The organism is Amycolatopsis sp. NPDC043889 (assembly GCF_056435645.1).
Map to the genome: position 1 here is coordinate 1 of NZ_JBWKEC010000039.1, position 20,387 is coordinate 20,387.

Genomic DNA, 20,387 nt, shown 5'->3' on the forward strand with positions numbered 1-20,387 from the left:
ACGATCCGGACCGCTCCCTCACGGAACTCCGCATCGAACTTCCTTCGCTTCTCAGGCACAACTCATGATCCTCTAAGTCCATGCCTCCACGGTTTGGGGGGAACCTCAGTGCGGGGTTCGTGTAGTGGTGGTGGTGTGCTGTCGTAGCTGTGTCCGGTGGGTGTGGTGATGGTGAGGGTGCCGTCCGAACCCAGTCGATAGATCCAGCCGGGTTCGTCTTTCAGGCGGTGGTCGCGGCGGCACAGGTCGATCAGTTCGGTGTCGGCGGTGTGGCCGCCGTGTTGCCAGGGCAGGGAGTGGTCGAGGTCGCAGGTTTGGGCGGGGCGGTGGCAGATACGCCGGGTCTTCGGCATTCCCGGTCCCGTACCCGTACGAACTCGCCCAACCCCGCCGTAGGCCGATACCGGTCCCGACCCAAATCCAGGACCTGCCCGGAGAGTGGGTCGGTGATGATCCGCCGCAGGACCGTGTCCGGCCCGGACGCGATCTGCCGCGCCAACGACGCCGGGATGTGGCCGTGTCCGGCCAGTTCGGCGGGATCCTCGTTGATCCCGAGGTAGGTGTTGAGGTCCAGGTAGAGGAACACCTCGCACCGTTCACTCTTGCCGCCTTGGCCACCCAACAGCAGATCGAGGGCCACGTCGGCGCGGAGCTGATCCAGGGTGCGGGTCTCCCCGCCGGCCTTGAGCGCGCGTGCCTCGCGATCGATCCGGGTGTAGGCGGCGGCGACTTTCTCCACCGGGCCGTCGTCGACCTCGATCGAGGCGACCCCGGTCTCGCCGTGCCGGATCGACAACCGGCGCCCGGCACGGTGGCGTTCCGCGCGTCGGGCGGCGCCGTCACGGTCGGCCAGCATCGCCGCGTGGTTCGCCGCCTTCCGGATCTGCTCGGAATTCCGGCCGGGCAGCCGGTCTTCCAGTACCTCGTCCACCGCGCGGGCGTCGTCGTCCGACAGCCACGCGGTCGCGGTCGCGACCTTCATCGCCCCGTAGCCCCCCACTTGTCCCCGGTCCAGTAGTCCGAGTGTTCGGGGCAGGCGGGTGGTCAACGCCGCCGCCGTGGACACCAAGGCGCCTGCGTGACCGTCCACAACGGACAGGGCGAACGCGACCTCCTGCACCACACTCGACGCCCCGTCGCGGTGCCGGTTCAGCTGCGCGAGCGCGCGGAACCGGACCGCCTCCAATCGTGCGATTCCTTCCGAGGCCGCGACGGCGGCGTCGACAGCATCCTTGTCCTCCAATGAATCCAGTGCGGCGTTGACCTCCCGCAGCAGATCGGATGAGGTGATTTCCTTGAGTAGCGCCACAGTGGCGTTGTGTGTGTCCACACGCAGAAGCTACAACCGACCACCGACAGTTTCCGGCTCCAAGAGGTTTCCGTTACACGGCAACGCTATTCTCCAATCGCCGTTTCCGGCAACGGCCCGATCAGCAGTAATTCCGCAACTCGCCCCACAGCGAAGACCCAGGCCGGGAAGTCCCCGCACAAAAGGAAATTCGCACTCCCTGCTCCTCGTTCTCCACTCCGAGCCCGTTGTCGTGCACGGCCGCCTCGCGGCATCCGATGAACCACGCCTGAAGGTACGGCCCCACGGCGACCACCGGGCCGACAGCGTCAGCGGGCGGAGGGCCCCGGTCCGCATAGGACATATGCCCCGAGTGCACCGCGGGAAGCCCGTAGCGACACGGCCGCGCCCATGAAAGCGAGGCCGACGGCGAGAGCGCGGCGCCAAGCACGGTCGAGCCCGCGCAGACAGGGTTCGGCGCCGGCGGCCGCGAGCAGCAACAGGAAGGGCGCCGAGTAGTACGGTTTTCCGCCCAGCACCAGTGAGCGGGCCCAGCGCAGCTCAGGATCGCGCCACAGCCTGAGTCCTCCGGCGATCCAGACCGGCACGACCAGAGGGGAGAGATAGAGCAACTGCATCGGCACGAACAGGATCCGGTTCTCCGCGCCGTCGTCCTCGCTGATGCCGGAAGCCACGGTCAGCAAAGTGAAATCGTGCGCAGCCTGCCAGATCAGTGCCGGCGCGGCCACCGCGAGCGCGAGCAGGATCCCAGCGGGGAGCCAGCCGGTGCGGAACAGACGCAGAACCGCCAGGCCCAGCGCGCTCCAGACCAGCACGTGCCCGTCCACCACGACGAACGCCGCCAGCGCGGTCATCGCGGCGGTGAGGACCTTTGCGCCGCGACCCCCGCCGAACTCGCGGGCGACCAGTGCCAGCAGGATCACCGTCGCGGCGGCGCACAGCGTCGCGACCACGCGCAGGCCGGCGGGAGTGGCGCCGAAGACGTCGGTGGAGATCCTCGCGAGCAAGGGCGTCAGCGGCGGCTGATCGACATAACCCCAGTCGAGCCGTTCCCCCGCGGCGAGGTCAGCACCAGGATCTGGATAGCGACCACCAGACCGACCGGACCCCGAGCGAATCGCCTCCCCGGACGAGGGGAGACTACTGCGCGGGCGGAGCCAATTCGACCCTGTTGCGGCCGCCTTGTTTCGCTCGGTAGAGCGCCATGTCGGTGGCGACGAGCAGGTCGTCGACGCTGGTGATGTCGGCCGCCGGATACAGCGCCCCGCCGATCGACACCGTCAGATCGGTCAGTACAGTGTCGCGATCGGGCAGCGCGACCGACACCACCGCCACCTGGTGCCGGATCCGTTCGGCCACGTGGAGCAGCGTCTCCTCGCCGTGGATGTCCGGGATGACGATCGCGAACTCCTCGCCGCCCCACCGCCCGCAGACGTCCTGTTCGCGGATCTCGGCGCGCAGCGCGTCGCCGACGGCGCGCAGGACGAGGTCGCCGTTGGGATGGCCGTAGGTGTCGTTGATCGTCTTGAAATTGTCGAGGTCGAGGAACAGCACGCCGAGTTTGCGTCCGGCACGCGTCCGGCCCAGCTGCTCTTCGGCCAGTTGACGCCAGCGGCGTTTCGTGACGAGACCGGTGGTGGCGTCGGTGTGCGCGTCGCGCCGGTACTGCGTCAGCAGGAGCCCGCGGTGCAGCGCGACCAGCGCGATGACGACCCCGACCAGCACGAGCGGGTTGGCCTGTACGAGGACGACGGCCGTCACGAGACCGAGGCCGAGCGCGCCCGCCTCGAGGATCTGGTCGCCGAACCCGGAGAACAGTTCGCTGATCGACTTCGGCGGCGACGAGAGCGCGATCGCGATCATCACCAGCGCGGTGTTGATCGCCCACCGCAAGGCCGCGGCCACGATGATGACGGCGAGGTCGCCCAGTCCGGCGAGCAGCCCGGAATCGGGCGCACCGGGGTAGTGGCGCATGCCGAGGCTGAGGACGACGACGGCGGCTTGCGTGCCACAGAGGACCGTCGCGGCGGAGAAGATCCACCGATGGGGGAGAACCGGCCGTTGACGTGGCCAGATCCGCAGCCATGCGATGGTGTAGGTCACCACGACCATCGCGGCGGCGAGCACCGGCGGCAGCGCGATGACGGCGGCGACGCTCCACACCGCCTTGGTGTCGACGTAGGCGACCGACGGTGCTCTGTCGTACTCCCGTTGGCGTTCGATCTGCCGGGTGCCCTCGATCGCGATGGCCGCGCACAGGGTCAAGACGCCGAACCGGACCAGGTCGGTACCGGTCACCGGGATCAGCCAAGCCGTGGCGGCGGTCGAGAGGATTGCGATGAGATTCACGACCAGGACGTAGGACCGCACAGGTCGCGGCAGGCTCCACAGGTGCCAGGCCCTGAGCCGCCGCCGCGCGCCGCCGAGTCGTCCGTCCACGCACCCTCTTCCGTCGGTGATCTACACCGTAATCGAACCGGGACGGCGACGACCCTCGTTGTCCGGACGATAAGACCGGCGGCGCCGAATTCCCCCGGACAGCCCAACCGAAACGAGGGAGGTGCACCGATGCAGGACAACAACTGGTGAGCGTTTTGCCGGATAGATCGCTATTTCGAGGGAGGTGAACGACATGCGGGACAACAACTGGACGTGAGTGATCTCGCCCACGGGCGCGCGGCTTCGCGAAGGGAGGTGAACGTAGTGCGTGACAACAACTGGACGACCCGTCGTGACAACAACTGGACGTGATGTGTCAGGAACCGTGCTCGCCAACGGGTGTCGTCCCGCCGACCGGCCCCACGGGATCTTCGGATTCCGCCAGGCCGCGGCGGGACGACACCGCCCGTGACCAGCCCACCCCGGCGACAGCGGCGACCACCACACCCGCGGCCGCCGCGACGGTGACCACGGTGGTCGGCGCGACGACCTGGGCCAGCAGCCCGGCCGCCGCGATCCCCGCCGCCTGAGCCGTCCGCAACGCCGCGATCGCGACCCCGATCACCTGACCGCGATGGGCAGGCGGCGCGGCCAGGCTGTACTGCGTCTGCGTGATCATGTCGTGCGCGGAGAACACACCCGAGATCGTCCACAGCACGACGATGGTGACCAGGCCCGGCGCCCAGCCGGTCGGGATCAGCACCAGGCTGCTCGCCACCGCCAACGCGCCCAGCACCCGGAGCTGCCGTTCGCGCGGGACGCGGCTCAGCAGGATGCCGCCGAGCACCGAACCGACCGGGTTCGCGGCCAGCAACCACGGCAACGCGCCCGCGCCGCCCAGTTCGGCGGCGACCGGGACGGCGAGGCCCTCGGGCACGACGTAGAAACCGCAGCAGCAGGCGATGAGCAGCAGCCAGCGCAGCTTGCGGTCGCGTGCCACCAGACGGCAGCCCGCGATCAGGGACGGGCGTTCGTGGTGGGCGGGTGCCGAGGGTGGGAATCGTTCGAGCCCGAAGCGGAGCATGAGCGCCGACAGCGCGAACGTTCCCGCGTCGATCAGCAGCGCACCCGGCACGCCGAGGCCGGTGACGACGGCGGCCCCCGCGCCGAAGCCCACCACGAGCCCGGCCTGGTACGTGGACGAGATGACGGCCTGGCCGACGACCAGCCGGTCCGGATCGAGCAGATCCGGCAGCATCGCCTGCCGGGCCGCGTGAAACGGCCCGGCCATGAGCTGCACGAGGAACAACAGCGCGGCCGCGACGGGCAGCGGGAGCCCGGGCACCGCCATCAGCGCGATCAGGACGGCGCGGCCGACGTCGGTCACCACCATCACGGTGCGTCGTGAGAACCGGTCCGCGATGCCGCCCAGTGCGCCACCGAGGAGATCGGGCACGAAGGTCAGCGCGTACGCCGCCGAGGCCCACCCGGCCGACGACGTCCGGTCGAACACCAGCACCGTGAGCGCGACCCTGGCCAGCTGGTCGCCGGCGACCGAGAGCAGATGCGCGAGCCAGATCCGGCGGAATCCGGCGACCGCGAAGACACTGCGGAACGACGCCGCTCGGGCTGGCATGCGCTTCAGGCTGTCGTGAATCGGCCACCCGGCGCAACCCTCGAGAAAAATCCGTCCGCCGTGTCGAACCGGCGCGTGCCCGTTCGACGTGTGAGTAAGAGAAGGAACGGAGAATCCGATGTCGCATTCACTGGGCCCGCTGGCGAACAACCTCGCCGCCTACGCCATCTACTCGACCGCGCAAACCGAGATGCGTCACGCCTGCAAGCTGATCGACGCGGGCGACTACCTCGGCGCCGCCGCCGAGATCGATTCCGCCGCACGCGCCGCCGAAGTGCTCGCCCGCGCCACCTCCGATCTGGACGCCGAGCGCTCGGAACGCTGGCTCAGAGTCGTCGCCGCCCGGAAGCGATTCGCGGAACAGGCCCGGGCGCGGGCCTCGGACACCGCTCTGGCCCGCGCCGCTTAACGGAAAGCGCGTCGATAGGTGCCGGGGCTGACGCCCGTCGTGCGCTTGAACCGGTCGCGGAACGCTGTGGGCGAACCGAAACCGACTTCGGTGCCGATCCGTTCGACGGCGTACTGAGTGGTCTCCAGCAGATGCTGCGCCTGCCGGACTCTCGCCCGGTGCAGCCACTGCAGTGGTGTCGTCCCGGTCTGCTCGCGGAAGTGGCGGATCAGCGTGCGCGTGCTCATCCCGGCGCGTGCGGCGATGTCGGCCAAGGTGAGTTCGCGCGCGAGATTCTCCTGCATCCAGAGGAGGGTGGGTTCCAAGGCCGCGCCGCGGGGAGCGGGCGGATGCCGCAACGCGATGAACTGCGCCTGGCCGCCCTCACGTTCCAGCGCCATGACCGAAAGGCGGGCCGCGTCGGCGGCGATCGCGGAGCCGTGGTCCCGCCGGATCAGGTGCAGGCACAGATCCAGGCCGGCGGCGGCGCCCGCGGACGTCAGGATCTGCCCGTTGTCGACATAGAGTACGTCCGGGTCGACCTCGATTCCGGGGTACGCCGCGGCCAGCGCTTCGGCGGCGACCCAGTGCGTGGTGGCGCGGAGGCCGTCGAGCAGGCCCGCGGCGGCGAGAACGAAGGTGCCGGAACAGATCGAGGCCATCCGCGTGCCTCTCGCGGCGGCCGACGTGAGCGCGTCGCGGACGGTTTCCGGCAACGGTCCGGTCGGATCCGCGGTGCCGGGGACGATGATCGTGCCGGCCTCGCGCAGCACCTCGAGTCCCCACGGCGCGCGCAGGGTGAAGTGCCCGGCGTCGACGTCCGGGTGTTCGGCGCAGACGAGCAGCCGGTAACCGGCGCTGCCGTCGGCGAGCCGGGTCCGGGTGAAGACCTCGATCGGCGTCGAGAGGTCGAACGGGATCACCTTGTCCAGGGCGAGGACCGCGACGGTGTGCATGACCGCACCGTATCCACCCGATGGCGAGATCCCGTTGGAAGGCGTCGTTCACGCCACTGGGAGCGGACCCCGGCCGGTTCTAGCGTCAAGCCATGATGATCATCGCGCCGATTCTCGTCGGCCTCGTCTACGTCGTGCTGATGTCGCTGATCCACGAACCGCACCGCCGCCGCTTCAACGCGGTCATGGTGGCGGGGGCGGGCGCCGCCTATCTGAGCGGTGGCGGCCTCGGGATCTGGGAGTTCGCGTTCACCGCGCTCGTGACCTATGTGGCTTACCTCGGCCTCGAATCCTGGACGTTCATCGGTATCGCCTGGCTGCTGCACACCGGCTGGGACGTCGTCCACCACCTCAAGGGTGCCCCGATCATCCCGTTCGCCGAGCATTCGTCGTTCGGCTGCGCGATCTGCGACCCGGTGATCGCGATCTGGTGTTTCGCCGGCGGACGATCGGTGACGGATTTCGTCCGCGCCCGTGTCGGTTCCCGGCGTCCGCGTTCGTCGGTGGGGTGAACCGACCGGACGAAGGGATGTGGAGATGACCGTGATCGTGGCGGGCAAGGTGTACGTCGATCCGGAGGAGAGGGACCGGTACGTGGCCGGGCACCAGGTGATCGTCGAGAAGGCGCGGGCCCACCCCGGGTGTCTCGACGTGGTGATCGCGGCGGACACGCTCGAGCCGGGCCGGGTGAACATCTTCGAGTACTGGGAGTCGGAGGAGGTGCTGAACGCCTGGCGCGCGATCTCGCCGAGGCCGACGTACTCCGCCGAGATCCGGGACGGAGAGGTCTTCAAGCACCGGGTTTCCTGTTCTGGGCCGCCGTTCGACTGAGCGTTTCCGCTTCCTTGGCCCAACCCCACGCGGTGAAGATCAGGGCCAGGAGACCGATCAGCGCCACGTAAAGGGCGGCCGCCGGCGACACCAGCTGCCGGAGTGCCGCCGCGACGGCGAGGGTTCCGGCGAAGACGGACCAGCCGGCGCCGGCGAACGCGACGCCCGCGGCGAGTGTGCGAGTTGTTTCGCCGACGGAAACAGGAACGGCGCGGTAGGCGTGCGCGCCAGCGAGGAACGGGGGGATACACCACGCGAATATTGCGACGCCTATCGCGATGCCGGCGGGAGCGGTGACCTCCCAGCCGCCCCTTGTATTGGGCTGGAGCTGGAAGGACGAGAGGTAGATCTCGCCGATGTCCAAGAAACCCGGCGAGGTGAACGCGAGCGCGGTACCGGCAAGACCGACGATGACGATCAGGGCCCAAACCGTGAGCACCGCCTTGACCTGCCACGGCGTCGCCCGGCGATCGCGTTCGCCGTGCTCGGCTGATCCGGCGTCCGGGACATCGGTGGCGGACGCCGGATCGCGCGCGGATCTCAAGGCGTTCTGGATCGCCGAGAACGTCAGTGCGGCCGCCAAGAGGCCGAGCCCCGTCCAGATGACCGGTTTCATCCGGCGCTGATCTCACCGACGGTGCCGGTCGCCAGGTTTCCCACCACGCCGGCCGCGATCGAGGTCAGGGCGGCCACTCCCGCGGCCGCCGCTGTCGCCCCTGGTGAGAGTCGCCGCATGTGGCCCCCTTTTTTCACTGCGTCGACCAGGGCCAGGTTAGCGGGGCGCTTGGTCGTTGGGCCGTTTGATGCGAACATATGTTCTATGACGACCGAGGGGCCCATCCTGCATGCCGACCTGGACTCGTTCTACGCGTCGGTCGAGCAGCGTGACGACCCCAAACTGCGCGGGCGGCCGGTCATCGTCGGCGGCGGTGTGGTGCTGGCGGCCAGTTACGAGGCCAAGGCGTTCGGCGTCCGCACGGCGATGGGCGGCGGCCAGGCGCGGCGGTTGTGCCCGGACGCGATCGTGGTTCCGCCCCGGATGCACGCGTATTCGGCGGCGAGCAAGGCGGTCTTCGAGGTCTTCGGCAACACGACGCCACTCGTGGAAGGCATCTCGATCGACGAGGCCTTCCTCGACGTCGGCGGGCTGCTGAAGATCGCGGGCACACCGAGCCGGATCGCGGCGAAGCTGCGCAAGGACGTCCTGGAGCAGGTCGGCCTGCCGATCACCGTGGGCGTGGCCAGGACGAAGTTCCTCGCGAAGGTGGCCAGTGGCGTCGCGAAACCCGACGGCCTCCTCGTCGTGCCGCACGACAAGGAGCTGGAGTTCCTGCACCCGCTCCCGGTCGAGCGGTTGTGGGGTGTCGGCAAGGTGACGGCGCGGAAGCTGCGCGAGCGCGGCGTGACGACGGTCGGGCAGATGGAGGGGTTCGGGGAGAAGGAACTCGTCCGGATGCTCGGCCGCGGCGTCGGCGCCCATCTGCACGCCCTGTCCCACAACGACGACCCTCGCCGCGTGCAGACGGGCCGTCGCCGCCGGTCGATCGGGGCGCAGCACGCGCTCGGGAGCAGGCCGCGGTCACCCGCCGAACTCGACGCGATGCTGCTGACCCTTGCCGATCGCCTCGCCCGCCGTCTGCGGGCGGCGCACCGGGTGTGCCGCACCGTCGTGCTGCGGATGCGGTTCGCCGACTTCACGAAGGCGACGCGTTCGCACACCCTCATGGAGGCGACGGAACAGACCGGCGCGATCGTCGCGGCGGCCCGTGACCTGCTCGCGGCGGCGAGACCGCTGATCGACGAACGCGGGCTCACGCTGATCGGGCTCGCGCTCACGAATCTGTCGAAGGACGACGCGATCCAGCTGGCCTTGCCGTTCGGGGCGAAGCCGAGGGACGCGCTCGATTCGACGCTCGACACCGTCCGGGACCGGTTCGGGTCGAAATCCATCACGCGTGCGGTGCATCTCGGGCAGGCTGAGCGGCCGTGGGTGCCGCTGCTGCCGGACTGACCCCGTCGCTAGGGTGTCCCGGTGGCGGAAGTCGAGATCTACACCGATGGCGCGTGCAGCGGGAATCCCGGTCCCGGCGGCTGGGGCGCGGTGCTGCGGTACGGCACCGTCGAGAAGGAGATCTACGGCGGGGATCCCGGGCCCACCACGAACAACCGGATGGAACTGACCGCGCCCATCGAGGCGCTGGAAAGCCTGAAGCGCCGGGTGACCGTCGACATCTACACCGACAGCACCTACGTCCGGAACGGCATCACCAGCTGGGTGCGGAACTGGAAGAACAACGGCTGGATGACCTCGGCCAAGACACCGGTCAAGAACGCCGACCTGTGGCGCCGTCTCGACGAAGCCGCCTCACGGCACGACGTCGCATGGCATTGGGTCAAGGGCCACGCCGGGCATCCGGAGAACGAGCGGGCGGACCGGCTCGCCGTCAAAGGCGTGGAAGAGGTCGTCGGACGACCGGTGATCCAGCCCGGCGAGCGGCCCGCCCGGAATCGTTAGCAGCTGACGTTCACCTTCGCGCTCTTGGCGAAGGAGACGTGGACGTGGTCCATGTGGTTGGCGGTCGCGCCGCCGCGGTCCTCCATGGTGTCCCAGCCGCTGCCGTCGTTGTAGCGCTGACGCCAGATGACGTAGGTGACACCGAAGTCCTTCTGGTTGGCCAGGAGGTACTCGGCGATGGCGTTGCCGGTGGCGGTGTCCACCATGAAGTCCAGCGCGAGGCCGGAGGGGTGGTCGCTGGCGTTCGCCCGGCCGGCGACACCGCCGACGTTCTTGACGCCGAACTTCGCCTTGACGTGGTTACCGACCTGGGCCACGTGCGGTTTGGTGCCGGCGAGGTCGGTGGAACACGCCGTCGCGGCGGGCACGGTCTTCTTGACCGGGGCGGGGGCCTTGGTCGACGTCGTCGGCTTCGGGGGAGCCGAGGAGGTCGCGGGGGAGGGGGCCGTTGAGGGGGTAGGGCTTGTGCTGGAGGGCGGGGTGCTGCTGGTCGACGGCGGGGGCGTCACGCTGGAGGCCGGGGGAGCCTTCACCGCGAGTGCGGCACTGGCCGCTTCGACGTCGGGGGAACCTGCGGTGGTCAGCCACATCGACGCCGGGAGCGCCGTGGCGACCGCTGCCGCGATACCCGCGGGGAGCTTCCACTGCGGAGCCTTGTTCTTGCGATGTCTGCCGGCCATTTCTCTGATCACTCACCACTTCGGGGACGGGAACTCGCGTCGGGGGCCGCGAGCTCCGGGCAACATTACGAAAAGGACACGGCAATGTCACGCCCGAGTGTGTTCGCCCACAGTTACCTTGATCGTTGAACCAAAAGGGGCTCATGTCCGTACAGACACAAGAAGTGCTTTTATGTGAGCACTGTGAGTGACGAATTCAGTCCGCTTTGCAGGATTGGAAGTACATCTTGTCGTCCGGTGAGGACACGTTCACGCCCGGGATGACCGGAGCCCGTCCGGTGTCCGCCGAGGCCGCGATCGTCGTGCAGACCAGCTGGTTGATGGCCTGGTTGGACAATTTGCGGACGGAGAACGGCAGCACGATGGACGTCGGGTTGCCCGAATACACCTCGACCCGCCCGATCTCCGGCGGGACGAACGTGGTGAGCCCCTGTGCGGCTTCCCGCTCCGTCGGCCCCTTCAACAGCAGCGTGATCGCGCCTTCGGGGGAGATGAAGCCTTCGGTTGGCCGGGTCACCGGGATGACACGGCCGTCGGAGACGAAGTACAGCGTCAGACCGGCGCGAACGTAGGTCCCCGTGGTCGCGCGGATCGACGGGCCGGGCCCGGCCGGGACGACGCCGGTCGGCTGGACGCCGCAGGCCGCCACCAGCGTCGCGGCCGCGAGAGCGGGCAATACCCTGGTCCTTCTCATCGCGTCCCTCCTTCGGTGCGGTGCGGCAGGCGCAGGATGAACCGGGCGCCGTGCCCGGTGTCGGTGGCGGTGATGTCGCCACCGTGCAGGCGAGCGTTCTCCAGTGCGATCGCCAAGCCGAGCCCGCTGCCCTCGGAGCGGGCACGGGCGGTGTCGGCCTTGGTGAACCGGTCGAACACATGCGGCAGGACCTCGGGATCGATACCGGGCCCGTGATCCTCGACCGCCAGGGTGACGCCGTCGTCACCGGCGCGCAGACGGACTTCGACCGGGGCCGCGCCGTGCCGGAACGCGTTGCCGACGAGATTGGCCACGATCAGGTCGAGCCGCCGCCGGTCGACGCGGGCGAGGACGCCTTCCGGCAGGTCCGTGACCAGGTCTTCGCCCTCGCGCCAGCCGCGGGCGTCGAGACTGTCCCGGATCGCCGTCGCGAGATCCCATTCGTCGAGCACGAGTTCGGCGCGGCCCGCGTCGAACCGGGAGATCTCGACCAGGTCCTGGACCAGCCGGGTCAGCCTCCGGGTCTCGCCCGAGACCAGCCGTGCCGCGACGGCGGTGTCGGGCGGCAGGGTGTCCGCGTCCTCGTCGAGGACGTCGGTGACCGCGTTCATCGCCGCGAGTGGCGTGCGGAGCTCGTGCGAGACGTCGGCGACGAACCGGCGGGCGTCGGCCTCCATGGCTCTCACCTCGCCGACCGTGCGTTCCAATTCGGCGGCGGTGTTGTTGAAGGTCGTGACCAGTTCGGCCAGCTCGTCGGACCCCTTGGCGGGCAGCCGGACGTCGAGCCTGCCCTCACCGAGCTGGGCGGCGGCGGTGTTGAGCGCGCGTACCGGTCTCAGCACCTGTCTCGCCGCGAGCAGGGCGAGCGCCGCGGCCAGCGGAAGGACGAGCGCGGCCATCTGCCAGGCCGATTTCGCGAGTTCGTCGATGGCCTGTTGCTGCTGGACGAGCGAGGTGAGCGAGTACACCTCGATGCCGCTGGCCCCCAGCGACCCGTCGGGCTGCCGCGTCAGCACCGGCAGGCCGACCTGGAGTTCGGGGCCGGTGTCGCGGTCCAGCCGCTGGAACTGGATCCGGATGTCGCCCGCGACCGTCCGCCGCAGTTCGGTCGAGAACCGGGTCAGGTCGGGGCCGTTGACCGACCGCAGGGTCCCGTGGACCGCGACGGCGTTCAACCGCAGGCTGCCCGCGAAGTCGTTGAGCTCGTCCTGGGTCGGTGGCGTGGACAGCGGGCGGTCGTAGGCGCCGACCCGGTCCTTCAGCTGATCCATCGCCGCGTCCTGGACGGACTTGAGGATCGCGTTCCTCGCCGACACGTAACTGGCCCCCGCCGCGGCCGCCGCCCCGATGATCGTCATCGCGGCGAAGGCCAGGATGAGCCGGGGCCGCAGCCCGGAGAGCAGCCTCATGAACGGCCGAACCGGTACCCGAAGCCGCGGACGGTCTGGACGTGTTCGGGCTTCGCGGGGACGTCTTCGATCTTCGCGCGCAGCCGCTGGATACAGGCGTCGACCAGCCGGGAGTCGCCGAGGTAGTCGTGGTCCCAGACGGCGGAGAGGATCTGCTGGCGGCTGTAGACCTGTCCTGGCGTGCGCGACAGCTCCAGCAGCAGTTTCAGCTCGGTCGGGGTGAGCGAGACCGGCTCGCCGTTCTTCGTGACCACCAGGCCCGCCCGGTCGATGACCAGGCCGCCGTGCCGCTCCCCGGCGGCGTCGTCGTTCGCGGGCTTCTCGCTCACCGCGCGCCGCAGCACCGCCCGGATCCGGGCGTCGAGCACGCGGGGTTCGATCGGCTTGGTCACGTAGTCGTCGGCGCCTGCCTCCAGCCCGGCCACGATGTCGAAGTCGTCGCTGCGGGCGGTGAGCATGATGATCGGCACCTCGCCCGCCGAGCGGATGCGGCGGCAGGTCTCGAAGCCGTCGATGCCGGGCAGCATCAGGTCCAGCACGACGATGTCGGGCTGGAACACCCGCAGTTTCTCCAGCCCGAGCTCACCGCTCTCGGCGGTGTGGACGGTGTGCGCCTGCCGGCGCAGCGCGAGTTCCAGCCCCTCCCGCACGGACGCGTCGTCTTCGATCAAAAGGACACTTGCCACGCCGCCATTATTCGGATGTCGCCGCGCGTGTGCGACTCGGCTCGATCTTGTAGCAGAACCATGACATTGTCCGGACCTCATGGCTAAACGCCGTGGGGACAGTGAGACGCATGGCCCTACTCATCCACGAAGCGAAGCCGACCCCCGCCCGCCGTCCGCTGCCGGGACGGCACGCCGAGACCAGGCGGACCCTCTCCAGGGCCGTGTTCCAGCTCGCCACCGGACTGGGACTGGCCGTCGCGTTCCTCGTCACCTATGTGCTCTTCGTGTACACGTCGGCCGGGCAGCTCGCGGAGAACGGTGTCGTCCGCAGCGCCCAGTCCGGCCAGTGGTCCACAATGGACTGGGCGGGGCCGCTGCGTGACCAGGACATGGTGCTCGTGATCGGCGCCGCCGGGATCGGGCTGGTCGTCCTGGCGCTGCTCCGGCGCAAACCCGGCCTCCTGGTCCCCGCGCTGAGCGTCCTCGTGCTCCCGCTCGTCGCCGCGCAGTTGCTCAAGCTCTACATCCTCGTCCGCCCCGAACTGCCCGACGGCGGCCGCGGGCCGGGGCACAACAGCTTCCCCAGCGGGCACGTCAGCGCCGCCATGGCCATTCTGATGGCGCTCGCTTTCGTTCTGCCGCAACGATTCCGCCCGGCGATCATCGGGATCGGCGGCGTCGCCGTCGCCTGGGTCGCGTCGTCGACCATCGCGCTGGGCTGGCATCGGCTCAGCGACACGGCGGGTGCCTGCCTGCTGGCTGCGTCGTTCGCCTGCCTGCTCGCCGCCTGGCTGACCACCCGGCGCCGGGACCTGCGCCGCACCCCCGCTTTCCTGGTCGCGCTGGCCGCGGTGCTGCCCACCGTGATCGTCCTGATCGGCTTCGCGGTGCTGAGCACGGCGACCGCCGGAGCCGCCCAGTTCGTCGCCGCGCTGGTGCTGGCCGCTTGCGCGGCGGTGGGTGTCGTGCTGGTCGCGCTGTGGCCGTTGCGCGGCTCCGCGTTCGAGCGGAGGACCGGCGTGGAGACCCGCGTGGTCGGTGATCTGCTCGAGACCCGCCTCGTGACCCGCCGCTGACGCTCGCCGAACGCATTCAGAGGACTAAACGCGTGTCAGTCGTCCGGGGCGAAGGCGGGACGGCGGACGGTGCCACGACCACGCGGTTCCGCCCGCTCCGTTTCGCTTGGTACATGGCCGCGTCGGCCGCGCGGAAGAGCTCGCCATAGTCCGTCGAGTGTTCGGGCGAGAGCCCGACGCCGATCGACACGGTGCAGCCGTGGATCGGCCCCACCGCGCGGGGCTCGTTGGTGGCGTGCCCGCTGGCGAGTTCGGTCAGGCCGGTGATGGCGGTCTTCGCGACGGCCGCCCGGATCCGCTCGGCGATCCGCATCGCCTCTTCGCGGGTGGTGTCCGGCAGCAGTACCGAGAACTCCTCGCCGCCCCAGCGCCCGACGATGTCGGTGGAGCGGGTGTTCTGCCGCAGCACGGCACTGACGCACCCGAGCACGATGTCGCCGCCGGAATGCCCGTACTTGTCGTTCCACTGCTTGAAATGGTCGAGGTCCAGCATCAGGAACGCCGTCGGCCGCCGTCCGGTCTGGTCTTCGAGCAGCCGCAGGGCCGCGGGGGCGTGGAAGGAATCCTCGGTCAGCAGTCCGGTCTTCCGGTCACGCTGGCTGCGCGCGATCGTGTCCGCCAGCACCTGCGAGAGCCGGGTCGACCGCAGCGCGACCCCGATCATCACGAGCGGCACCAGCGCGATGTTGACCGCGCCGAGGATCGTGGTGCACGCGGCGAGTTGCAGCGCGTAGACGAAGTCCGCGTTGTCGGCCCAGCTGCCGATCAGCTTCTGCCGCCGCCAGCCGCCCCACGCGAGGCCGCGCGCGATGCTGATCAGGAGCGTCTGCGACGCGAAGTACCAGAGCGCGGCACCCACCAGCGCGACGGCGGCGACCGCGATGTCACCCGGTCGCTGGGGGAGCGTGCCCGATTCGAGCCAGGTGTGCAGTGCCGTCAGTTCGGTGATCGTGTGCACGCCGAGAATGGAGGCGGCGTGCGCGGCGGTGGTGAAGAGGAACGTCGTCATCGCCTTGTGCGCGATGGAGTAGCGCTGCACGCGCACCATCAGCAGCAGCGCGAGTGACAACGCGGGCGGCAGCAGGACGGCCCCGCCGCCCAGCCAGACGGCGGTCTGGTCGATGTGTTCGCCGCGCCGGTCGTCGGCTCGGCGCTGCTCCTCGGGATGCTGCGTCTGGACGACATACCAGACCGCGCAACACGCGATCACGCCGAAGCGGACGAGATCGGTGGTCGTGGTGGAGGCCTTGAAACCGCTGTACAGCGCCCAGGCCGCGACCGCGATCTCGGTGCCGAGCATCCAGAAGACCGCCGCGGGCGGCAGCCGCCACAGTTCCCACCCCGCCGGATGCCGCAGGGTGTTCCAGGCACGGCCACGCAGCCGCCAGACGCGGGCGGCGGCGAGGCCGACGGTGTCGGCGAAACTCCGGAGCGAACCGCGCGGCCGCACCGAAACCGCGTCAGGGTCGTGCTTGCCGAACTCGCTGACGAGGGTCACCTCCCACCGCTACGCACCGCACCCGCTTCGATCTTGCTGGGTCACCACAAGGGGGTGACAGGGGGACCGCGTTGACGATCGCGTGAGACAGGCCGATACCCGCGTTCGCCGGACGCTCTTCCGCCACGAGCTGGCATCGTGGCTCGTATGCCTGATGCCGCATACGACGCCGCCGCGGTTCCCATGCTGTCCGGCCCGGAATTCGACAGGGATCCCTCACCCGCTTACGAATGGCTCCGGGCGAACGCCCCCGCGTTCCGGCTTCCGCTTCCCGGCGACACCTGGGCCTGGCTGCTGACCCGGCACGCGGACGTCGTTTCCGCGATGGCCGACCCGCGTTTGTCCAAATGCCCGTCCGTCGCGGCGGACCACTGGCGCAAGGCCAATCTCGGGCTGCCCGCCGATCACCGGCCGACGCTCATCGGGCATATGAACAACTTCGAGGGCGAAGAACACGCACGGCTGCGCAAGGCCTGTGCCGGTGCGTTCGGCCCGCGGCGGCTGCGGCACATGCGCGACCGCACGCATCGGCTCGCGAACGAACTGCTCGACCCGATACTGGACAGGGGCGAAGGCGACCTCGTCGAGGATTTCGCCTATCCACTGGGAATCCGGTCGATCTGCGAGCTGATCGGTATCCCGGACAGCCTGCTGGACGAGGTCCGCCCGCCCGCGCTGGTGGTCGCCGCCGGCGACGTCACGGACATGGCGTCGATGCTCAAGGCGACCGATGACCTGGACGCGTTGCTCGCCGACGTCGTCGCCCGCAAACGCGCCGAACCGGGTGCGGACCTGATCAGCGACCTCCTCGCACAGGAGGCCGCCGGGAAACTGACCACCGAAGAGGTCGCCGCGACGGCGTTCCTCTCCCTGATCGCCGGGCACGAGACGACGATCAGCCTCATCGTGTCCACCGCGCTGACCCTCATCACGCATCCGGAGGAGGCGGCCCGCGCCCGCGCCGACGGCGCGCACCTGACGCTCGTCATCGAGGAGGTCCTGCGCCGCGACACCCCGCTGCAGAACACGAGCTGGCGATTCGTCACCGAACCGATGGAACTCGCCGGGCAGCGGATGGAGGCGGGCGATCCGATCCTGTTGTCGTTGCTGGCGGCCAATCGCGATCCGGAGGTGCACCCCGAACCGCTCGCCTTCCGGCCGGGCGAGCGGCCGGTGCGGCACGTGGCCTTCGGTGTCGGCCCGCATATCTGCATCGGCGCCGCGCTCGCGCGGATGCAGGCGTCCGCGGCGCTGGAGACGTTGTTCGGCCGCGCGCCGTCGATGACGTTGACCGTGCCGGAGGACCGGCTTGTGTGGTGGCCGAGCGCGATCACCCGGGGCCTGCACAACCTGCCGGTGCGGCTTTCGTGAGGGTCGTGAGTGGTGAGGAGCGCTTCGTGGCGTGGTGCTGGACGAGTACGGGAGCAGGCCGCACCTGGAGTGTCCACAAAGGATACTTTGGGCGACGAAATGACCGGTTGATGTCTGTTCGTACAGTTCAGGGCGGAGGTCGTGAGTGGCAAAGAGGGTTAGAACGATCATTGCCACTCACGACCCCGCGCAAAGCGCCCATAAGGGACGCTGCGACCTGAACCGGTGTCCCTTGTGGACGGTCAAGCGCGCCAGGTTCATCGACGAGCCCGTCACGGCGCGTCGCTTACTCGCGCCGGGTGCGGCGCGCCCGGATCAGCCGCGACCGGCCAGCGTCCCTAGACCGCGCCTTCGAGACGGCCCCGCAGCACGCTCGCCTTCCGGTCGTCGAGATCCATGACGAGCTGGAGCGCGTCGCGCCAGCCCGCCATGGCCTCGTCGGCCTGTCCCCGCGCGGCCAGCGCGCAGCCGCGTTCGTCGAGCGCGTCGGCCTGCCCCCAGACGTCGCCGCAGTTCCGGTAGGCGGTCAGCGCCTGCTCGCAGTACTCGAGCGCCTGCTCGAGATCGCCGAACCGGCGGCAGGTCCTGGCCAGCGGCACCAAGGCGAACCCCATGCCGTGCTGGTCGGCGTCCTTCGCGTAGGCCTCGAAGGCGCGCAGTCCGTGGTCGAGAGCCTGGTCTCGTTCGCCGAGGTCGCGGTACGCGCGGCCGAGGTGGACCCGCGCGGTCGCTTCGCCGATCCGGTAGCCGATCCGGGCGTTCACCTCCACGCTCTGCCCGGCGAGCCGAACGGCTTCGACGTAGTCCTCCCGCTCGTGCGCGATGTTGCCGAGCCCGACCAGCGCCCAGCCGAGGCTCGGGTTCTCGCCGATCTCTTCCGAGAGCTCGACGGCCCGGCCGAACAGGTCGCGCGCGCGGTCGAGGTCGCCGCGCCGCCGGTGCGCCTCGGCGAGGTTGATCGCCGACCACGCCAGCCCGCCGAGGTCGCCGCCCGCCTCCGCGGACTCGATCGCCACCTCGTGGCTGGAGATCCACGTCTGCCACGGCCTGCCGAGCAGGTGGTAGTCGAACAGTTCCACCGGCAGCCGCCAGCCGACCTCGTACAGCCCGTGGTCCAGCGCCAGCCGGGCGACACCGGTGATACTCGGCATCTCCGACGCGCACCAGATATAGGCATCGTCGAACGTGGCGAACCGGAGCGGCTCGACGCCTTCGGGCGCGGGGCCCAGGTCGATGTGGTGGTCGCGCGCCGGGGTCAGCGTCCAGCTCGCCGCGTTGGCGGCGTAGAGGTACCAGTGGGTCAGCCGGGAGACCGCCGCCTGCCGCTCCTCCCGCCATCGCGCGGCGGCGGCCTCTCCGGCGGCGTAGACGCGGAGCAGGTCATGGAACCGGTAGTACCGCGCGCCGACCTGCTGGACGAGATGCGCTTGCACGAGCTTGTCGAGCAGCTGTCGCGCGTCGTGTTCCGGCAGACCGGCGAGCGCGGCCGCCGCGCCCGCGGGGAACCGCGGCCCGGGATGGAGGCCGAGCAGCCGGAACATCCGGGCGGTGTCGGCCTCCAGCGCGCGGTACGACCAGCTGAACGCGGCCCGGACCCCGACGGCGTCGTCGTCGACCGCGAGCAGTTCCAGCCTTCGTCCCTCGGCGACGAGTTCACGGGCGAGGTCGCCGACGCTCTGATGGGGATGCGTGGCGACCCGTTCGGCGGCGATGTTCACCGCGAGCGGCAGCGCCGCGCACAGCCGGACGAGCCTGCCGACGCCTTCGGGATCGCCTGCCGCGCGTTCGTCGCCGATGAGATCGGCCATGAGCCGCGCCGCTTCGAGATCTTGCAGCGGCTCCAAGGAAACCTGGACCGCGCCGGTGCCGACGACCAGCCCGGACAACCGTCGCCTGCTGGTGATCAGCACGGTGGTGTCCGGGGTGCCCGGCAGCACCGGCCGCACCTGGTGCGAGTCGAGGGCGTTGTCCAGCACGACGAGCGTGCGCTGGCCGCGCAACAGGCCCCGCAGGAGCGCGAGCCGCATGTGTTCCTCGGCGGGGACACGGTCGGGGCGGACACCGACGCAGCGCAGAAGATCGTCGAGGATGTCCGCGGGTTGCGCCGGAGAACCTGCCGCATAGCCGCGAAGATCCGACCAGAGGACACAGTCGAACTCCTCTTGCCGCCGGTTCGCCCAATTCAGCACGAGCGCGGTCTTCCCGACCCCCGGCGGACCGGCCACGAAGACCACTTTGGCCGCTTCGGTGAACACTTTTTCGTCCAGCAGCGCCAAGTGTTCCGCACGGCCGACGAAATGATGCGGCGGCGGGGGAAGATGCACATAGGGTTCCGCGCGGGCGGCTTCGGCGAGCACGATCAGGGTGCCGCCCGCGCAAAGCGCGCGATCGCAGGCTTCGGCGAATTCCGCGCTCGGCGGGGTGAGCCCGCGTTCGACCCGGCTGATGAGGCTTTTGTCGACATAGGCGAGTTTCTGGAGTTCCCGCAAGGCCAGCCCGCGCGCCTGCCGTCGTTGCCGCAATGCGCGCCCGAAGGTCAGCGCGGCCGTCGAAACCGGGCGTGCTCTACCGGTCTCCCCCGATCTGGCCGAGCCGGAATTCTCGGTCACCAGAAGCACCTTTCTTCCCGCTGCGCGGCAGATGGTGCCACAACCTTCCCATTACCCGGGTCACAACACGGCCACCGGGTATGCGCAGGTGCGAAGACAGCCCGCAAACTGTGCGAGAACGCGCCCGTTCCCCACCGGTGCGCCGGCCGAAAGGGAGGTGGATCATGCGCGACCGCGAAATGTGAGCAGGCCCTGTTCCGCCTTGCGAGCTACCGGGCGAGTGCTGATCTCCTCGGAAGCCGGCCGTGGCCGCCTTTCCCGGCGGCCACGGCCGGGACTTCGGAGCATGTAGGACCGCTTAACGTCGGTGTAGATCTTTTCACTTGTCCTGACGAGTCGTCCGAGGCAGCTTGGAGACGTATCGAGCG

General features: G+C 69.7%; 19 protein-coding genes and 1 pseudogene. 7 read left to right on the forward strand and 13 right to left on the reverse strand.

The window, feature by feature from the left end:
* Positions 1 to 62: 62 nt before the first annotated feature.
* The 4 genes and pseudogenes from AC0685_RS38720 to AC0685_RS38735 form a co-directional block, all read right to left on the reverse strand.
* Positions 63 to 1,273: pseudogene (locus AC0685_RS38720) on the reverse strand (HNH endonuclease signature motif containing protein).
* A 344-nt stretch (positions 1,274 to 1,617) separates the two neighbouring features.
* Positions 1,618 to 2,316 (reverse strand): hypothetical protein, encoded by a 699-nt coding sequence (locus AC0685_RS38725; RefSeq protein WP_478230038.1) that lies wholly within the window; start codon positions 2,314 to 2,316, stop codon positions 1,618 to 1,620.
* A 133-nt stretch (positions 2,317 to 2,449) separates the two neighbouring features.
* Positions 2,450 to 3,748, reverse strand: coding sequence for a GGDEF domain-containing protein (locus tag AC0685_RS38730; RefSeq protein ID WP_478230039.1), 1,299 nt, complete (start codon positions 3,746 to 3,748; stop codon positions 2,450 to 2,452).
* Between the two features lie 316 nt (positions 3,749 to 4,064).
* Complete coding sequence (locus AC0685_RS38735; RefSeq protein WP_478230040.1) at positions 4,065 to 5,324, reverse strand: MFS transporter; 1,260 nt, start codon at positions 5,322 to 5,324, stop codon at positions 4,065 to 4,067.
* 118 nt (positions 5,325 to 5,442) lie between these two features.
* On the opposite strand from AC0685_RS38735, the gene AC0685_RS38740 reads away from it, so the two are divergent.
* Positions 5,443 to 5,733: a hypothetical protein gene (locus tag AC0685_RS38740; protein WP_478230041.1), complete on the forward strand. Its 291-nt coding sequence runs from the start codon at positions 5,443 to 5,445 to the stop codon at positions 5,731 to 5,733.
* On the opposite strand, the gene AC0685_RS38745 is transcribed toward AC0685_RS38740, so the two are convergent.
* Positions 5,730 to 6,668: a GlxA family transcriptional regulator gene (locus AC0685_RS38745; RefSeq protein ID WP_478230042.1), complete on the reverse strand. Its 939-nt coding sequence runs from the start codon at positions 6,666 to 6,668 to the stop codon at positions 5,730 to 5,732. The genes AC0685_RS38740 and AC0685_RS38745 overlap by 4 nt on opposite strands.
* 92 nt (positions 6,669 to 6,760) lie before the next feature.
* Between AC0685_RS38745 and AC0685_RS38750 the strand changes: the two genes are divergently transcribed.
* Positions 6,761 to 7,180, forward strand: coding sequence for a DUF6010 family protein (locus tag AC0685_RS38750; protein ID WP_478230043.1), 420 nt, complete (start codon positions 6,761 to 6,763; stop codon positions 7,178 to 7,180).
* A gap of 25 nt (positions 7,181 to 7,205) precedes the next feature.
* The gene (locus AC0685_RS38755) at positions 7,206 to 7,499 is read left to right on the forward strand and encodes a putative quinol monooxygenase (protein WP_478230044.1); all 294 of its coding nucleotides are present in this window, start codon (positions 7,206 to 7,208) and stop codon (positions 7,497 to 7,499) included.
* Here the strand turns inward: AC0685_RS38755 and AC0685_RS38760 are convergent.
* Together AC0685_RS38760 and AC0685_RS38765 are read right to left on the reverse strand one after the other, a co-directional pair.
* Positions 7,459 to 8,115 (reverse strand): hypothetical protein, encoded by a 657-nt coding sequence (locus tag AC0685_RS38760; protein ID WP_478230045.1) that lies wholly within the window; start codon positions 8,113 to 8,115, stop codon positions 7,459 to 7,461. The genes AC0685_RS38755 and AC0685_RS38760 overlap by 41 nt on opposite strands.
* Complete coding sequence (locus AC0685_RS38765) at positions 8,112 to 8,234, reverse strand: hypothetical protein (protein ID WP_478230046.1); 123 nt, start codon at positions 8,232 to 8,234, stop codon at positions 8,112 to 8,114. Before AC0685_RS38765 ends, AC0685_RS38760 begins: the two co-directional genes overlap by 4 nt.
* A gap of 85 nt (positions 8,235 to 8,319) precedes the next feature.
* On the opposite strand from AC0685_RS38765, the gene dinB reads away from it, so the two are divergent.
* Positions 8,320 to 9,510 carry a DNA polymerase IV gene (gene dinB, locus AC0685_RS38770; RefSeq protein ID WP_257487584.1) on the forward strand — a complete coding sequence of 397 codons (1,191 nt, stop codon included), beginning with the start codon at positions 8,320 to 8,322 and terminating at the stop codon, positions 9,508 to 9,510.
* 21 nt (positions 9,511 to 9,531) lie between these two features.
* Positions 9,532 to 10,014, forward strand: a complete 483-nt coding sequence (gene rnhA, locus AC0685_RS38775) for a ribonuclease HI (RefSeq protein WP_478230047.1) — start codon at positions 9,532 to 9,534, stop codon at positions 10,012 to 10,014.
* Here rnhA and AC0685_RS38780 read toward each other — a convergent pair.
* The 4 genes from AC0685_RS38780 to AC0685_RS38795 form a co-directional block, all read right to left on the reverse strand.
* Positions 10,011 to 10,694, reverse strand: coding sequence for a VldE C-terminal domain-containing protein (locus AC0685_RS38780; RefSeq protein WP_478230048.1), 684 nt, complete (start codon positions 10,692 to 10,694; stop codon positions 10,011 to 10,013). The genes rnhA and AC0685_RS38780 overlap by 4 nt on opposite strands.
* A gap of 196 nt (positions 10,695 to 10,890) precedes the next feature.
* The gene (locus tag AC0685_RS38785) at positions 10,891 to 11,388 is read right to left on the reverse strand and encodes a hypothetical protein (RefSeq protein WP_478230049.1); all 498 of its coding nucleotides are present in this window, start codon (positions 11,386 to 11,388) and stop codon (positions 10,891 to 10,893) included.
* Positions 11,385 to 12,797, reverse strand: a complete 1,413-nt coding sequence (locus AC0685_RS38790; RefSeq protein ID WP_478230050.1) for an ATP-binding protein — start codon at positions 12,795 to 12,797, stop codon at positions 11,385 to 11,387. Before AC0685_RS38790 ends, AC0685_RS38785 begins: the two co-directional genes overlap by 4 nt.
* The gene (locus AC0685_RS38795) at positions 12,794 to 13,483 is read right to left on the reverse strand and encodes a response regulator (RefSeq protein ID WP_478230051.1); all 690 of its coding nucleotides are present in this window, start codon (positions 13,481 to 13,483) and stop codon (positions 12,794 to 12,796) included. Before AC0685_RS38795 ends, AC0685_RS38790 begins: the two co-directional genes overlap by 4 nt.
* A gap of 110 nt (positions 13,484 to 13,593) precedes the next feature.
* Here AC0685_RS38795 and AC0685_RS38800 point away from each other — a divergent pair, with 110 nt between their 5' ends.
* A complete protein-coding gene (locus AC0685_RS38800; RefSeq protein ID WP_478230052.1) occupies positions 13,594 to 14,541 on the forward strand; it encodes a phosphatase PAP2 family protein in 948 nt (315 codons plus the stop codon).
* 16 nt (positions 14,542 to 14,557) lie between these two features.
* Here the strand turns inward: AC0685_RS38800 and AC0685_RS38805 are convergent, their stop codons facing one another.
* Positions 14,558 to 16,039 carry a GGDEF domain-containing protein gene (locus AC0685_RS38805; protein ID WP_478230053.1) on the reverse strand — a complete coding sequence of 494 codons (1,482 nt, stop codon included), beginning with the start codon at positions 16,037 to 16,039 and terminating at the stop codon, positions 14,558 to 14,560.
* Between the two features lie 147 nt (positions 16,040 to 16,186).
* Here AC0685_RS38805 and AC0685_RS38810 point away from each other — a divergent pair, with 147 nt between their 5' ends.
* Positions 16,187 to 17,410, forward strand: a complete 1,224-nt coding sequence (locus tag AC0685_RS38810; RefSeq protein WP_478230054.1) for a cytochrome P450 family protein — start codon at positions 16,187 to 16,189, stop codon at positions 17,408 to 17,410.
* 338 nt (positions 17,411 to 17,748) lie between these two features.
* Here the strand turns inward: AC0685_RS38810 and AC0685_RS38815 are convergent, their stop codons facing one another.
* Positions 17,749 to 20,019, reverse strand: coding sequence for a tetratricopeptide repeat protein (locus AC0685_RS38815; protein WP_478230055.1), 2,271 nt, complete (start codon positions 20,017 to 20,019; stop codon positions 17,749 to 17,751).
* Between the last annotated feature and the right edge of the window lie 368 nt (positions 20,020 to 20,387).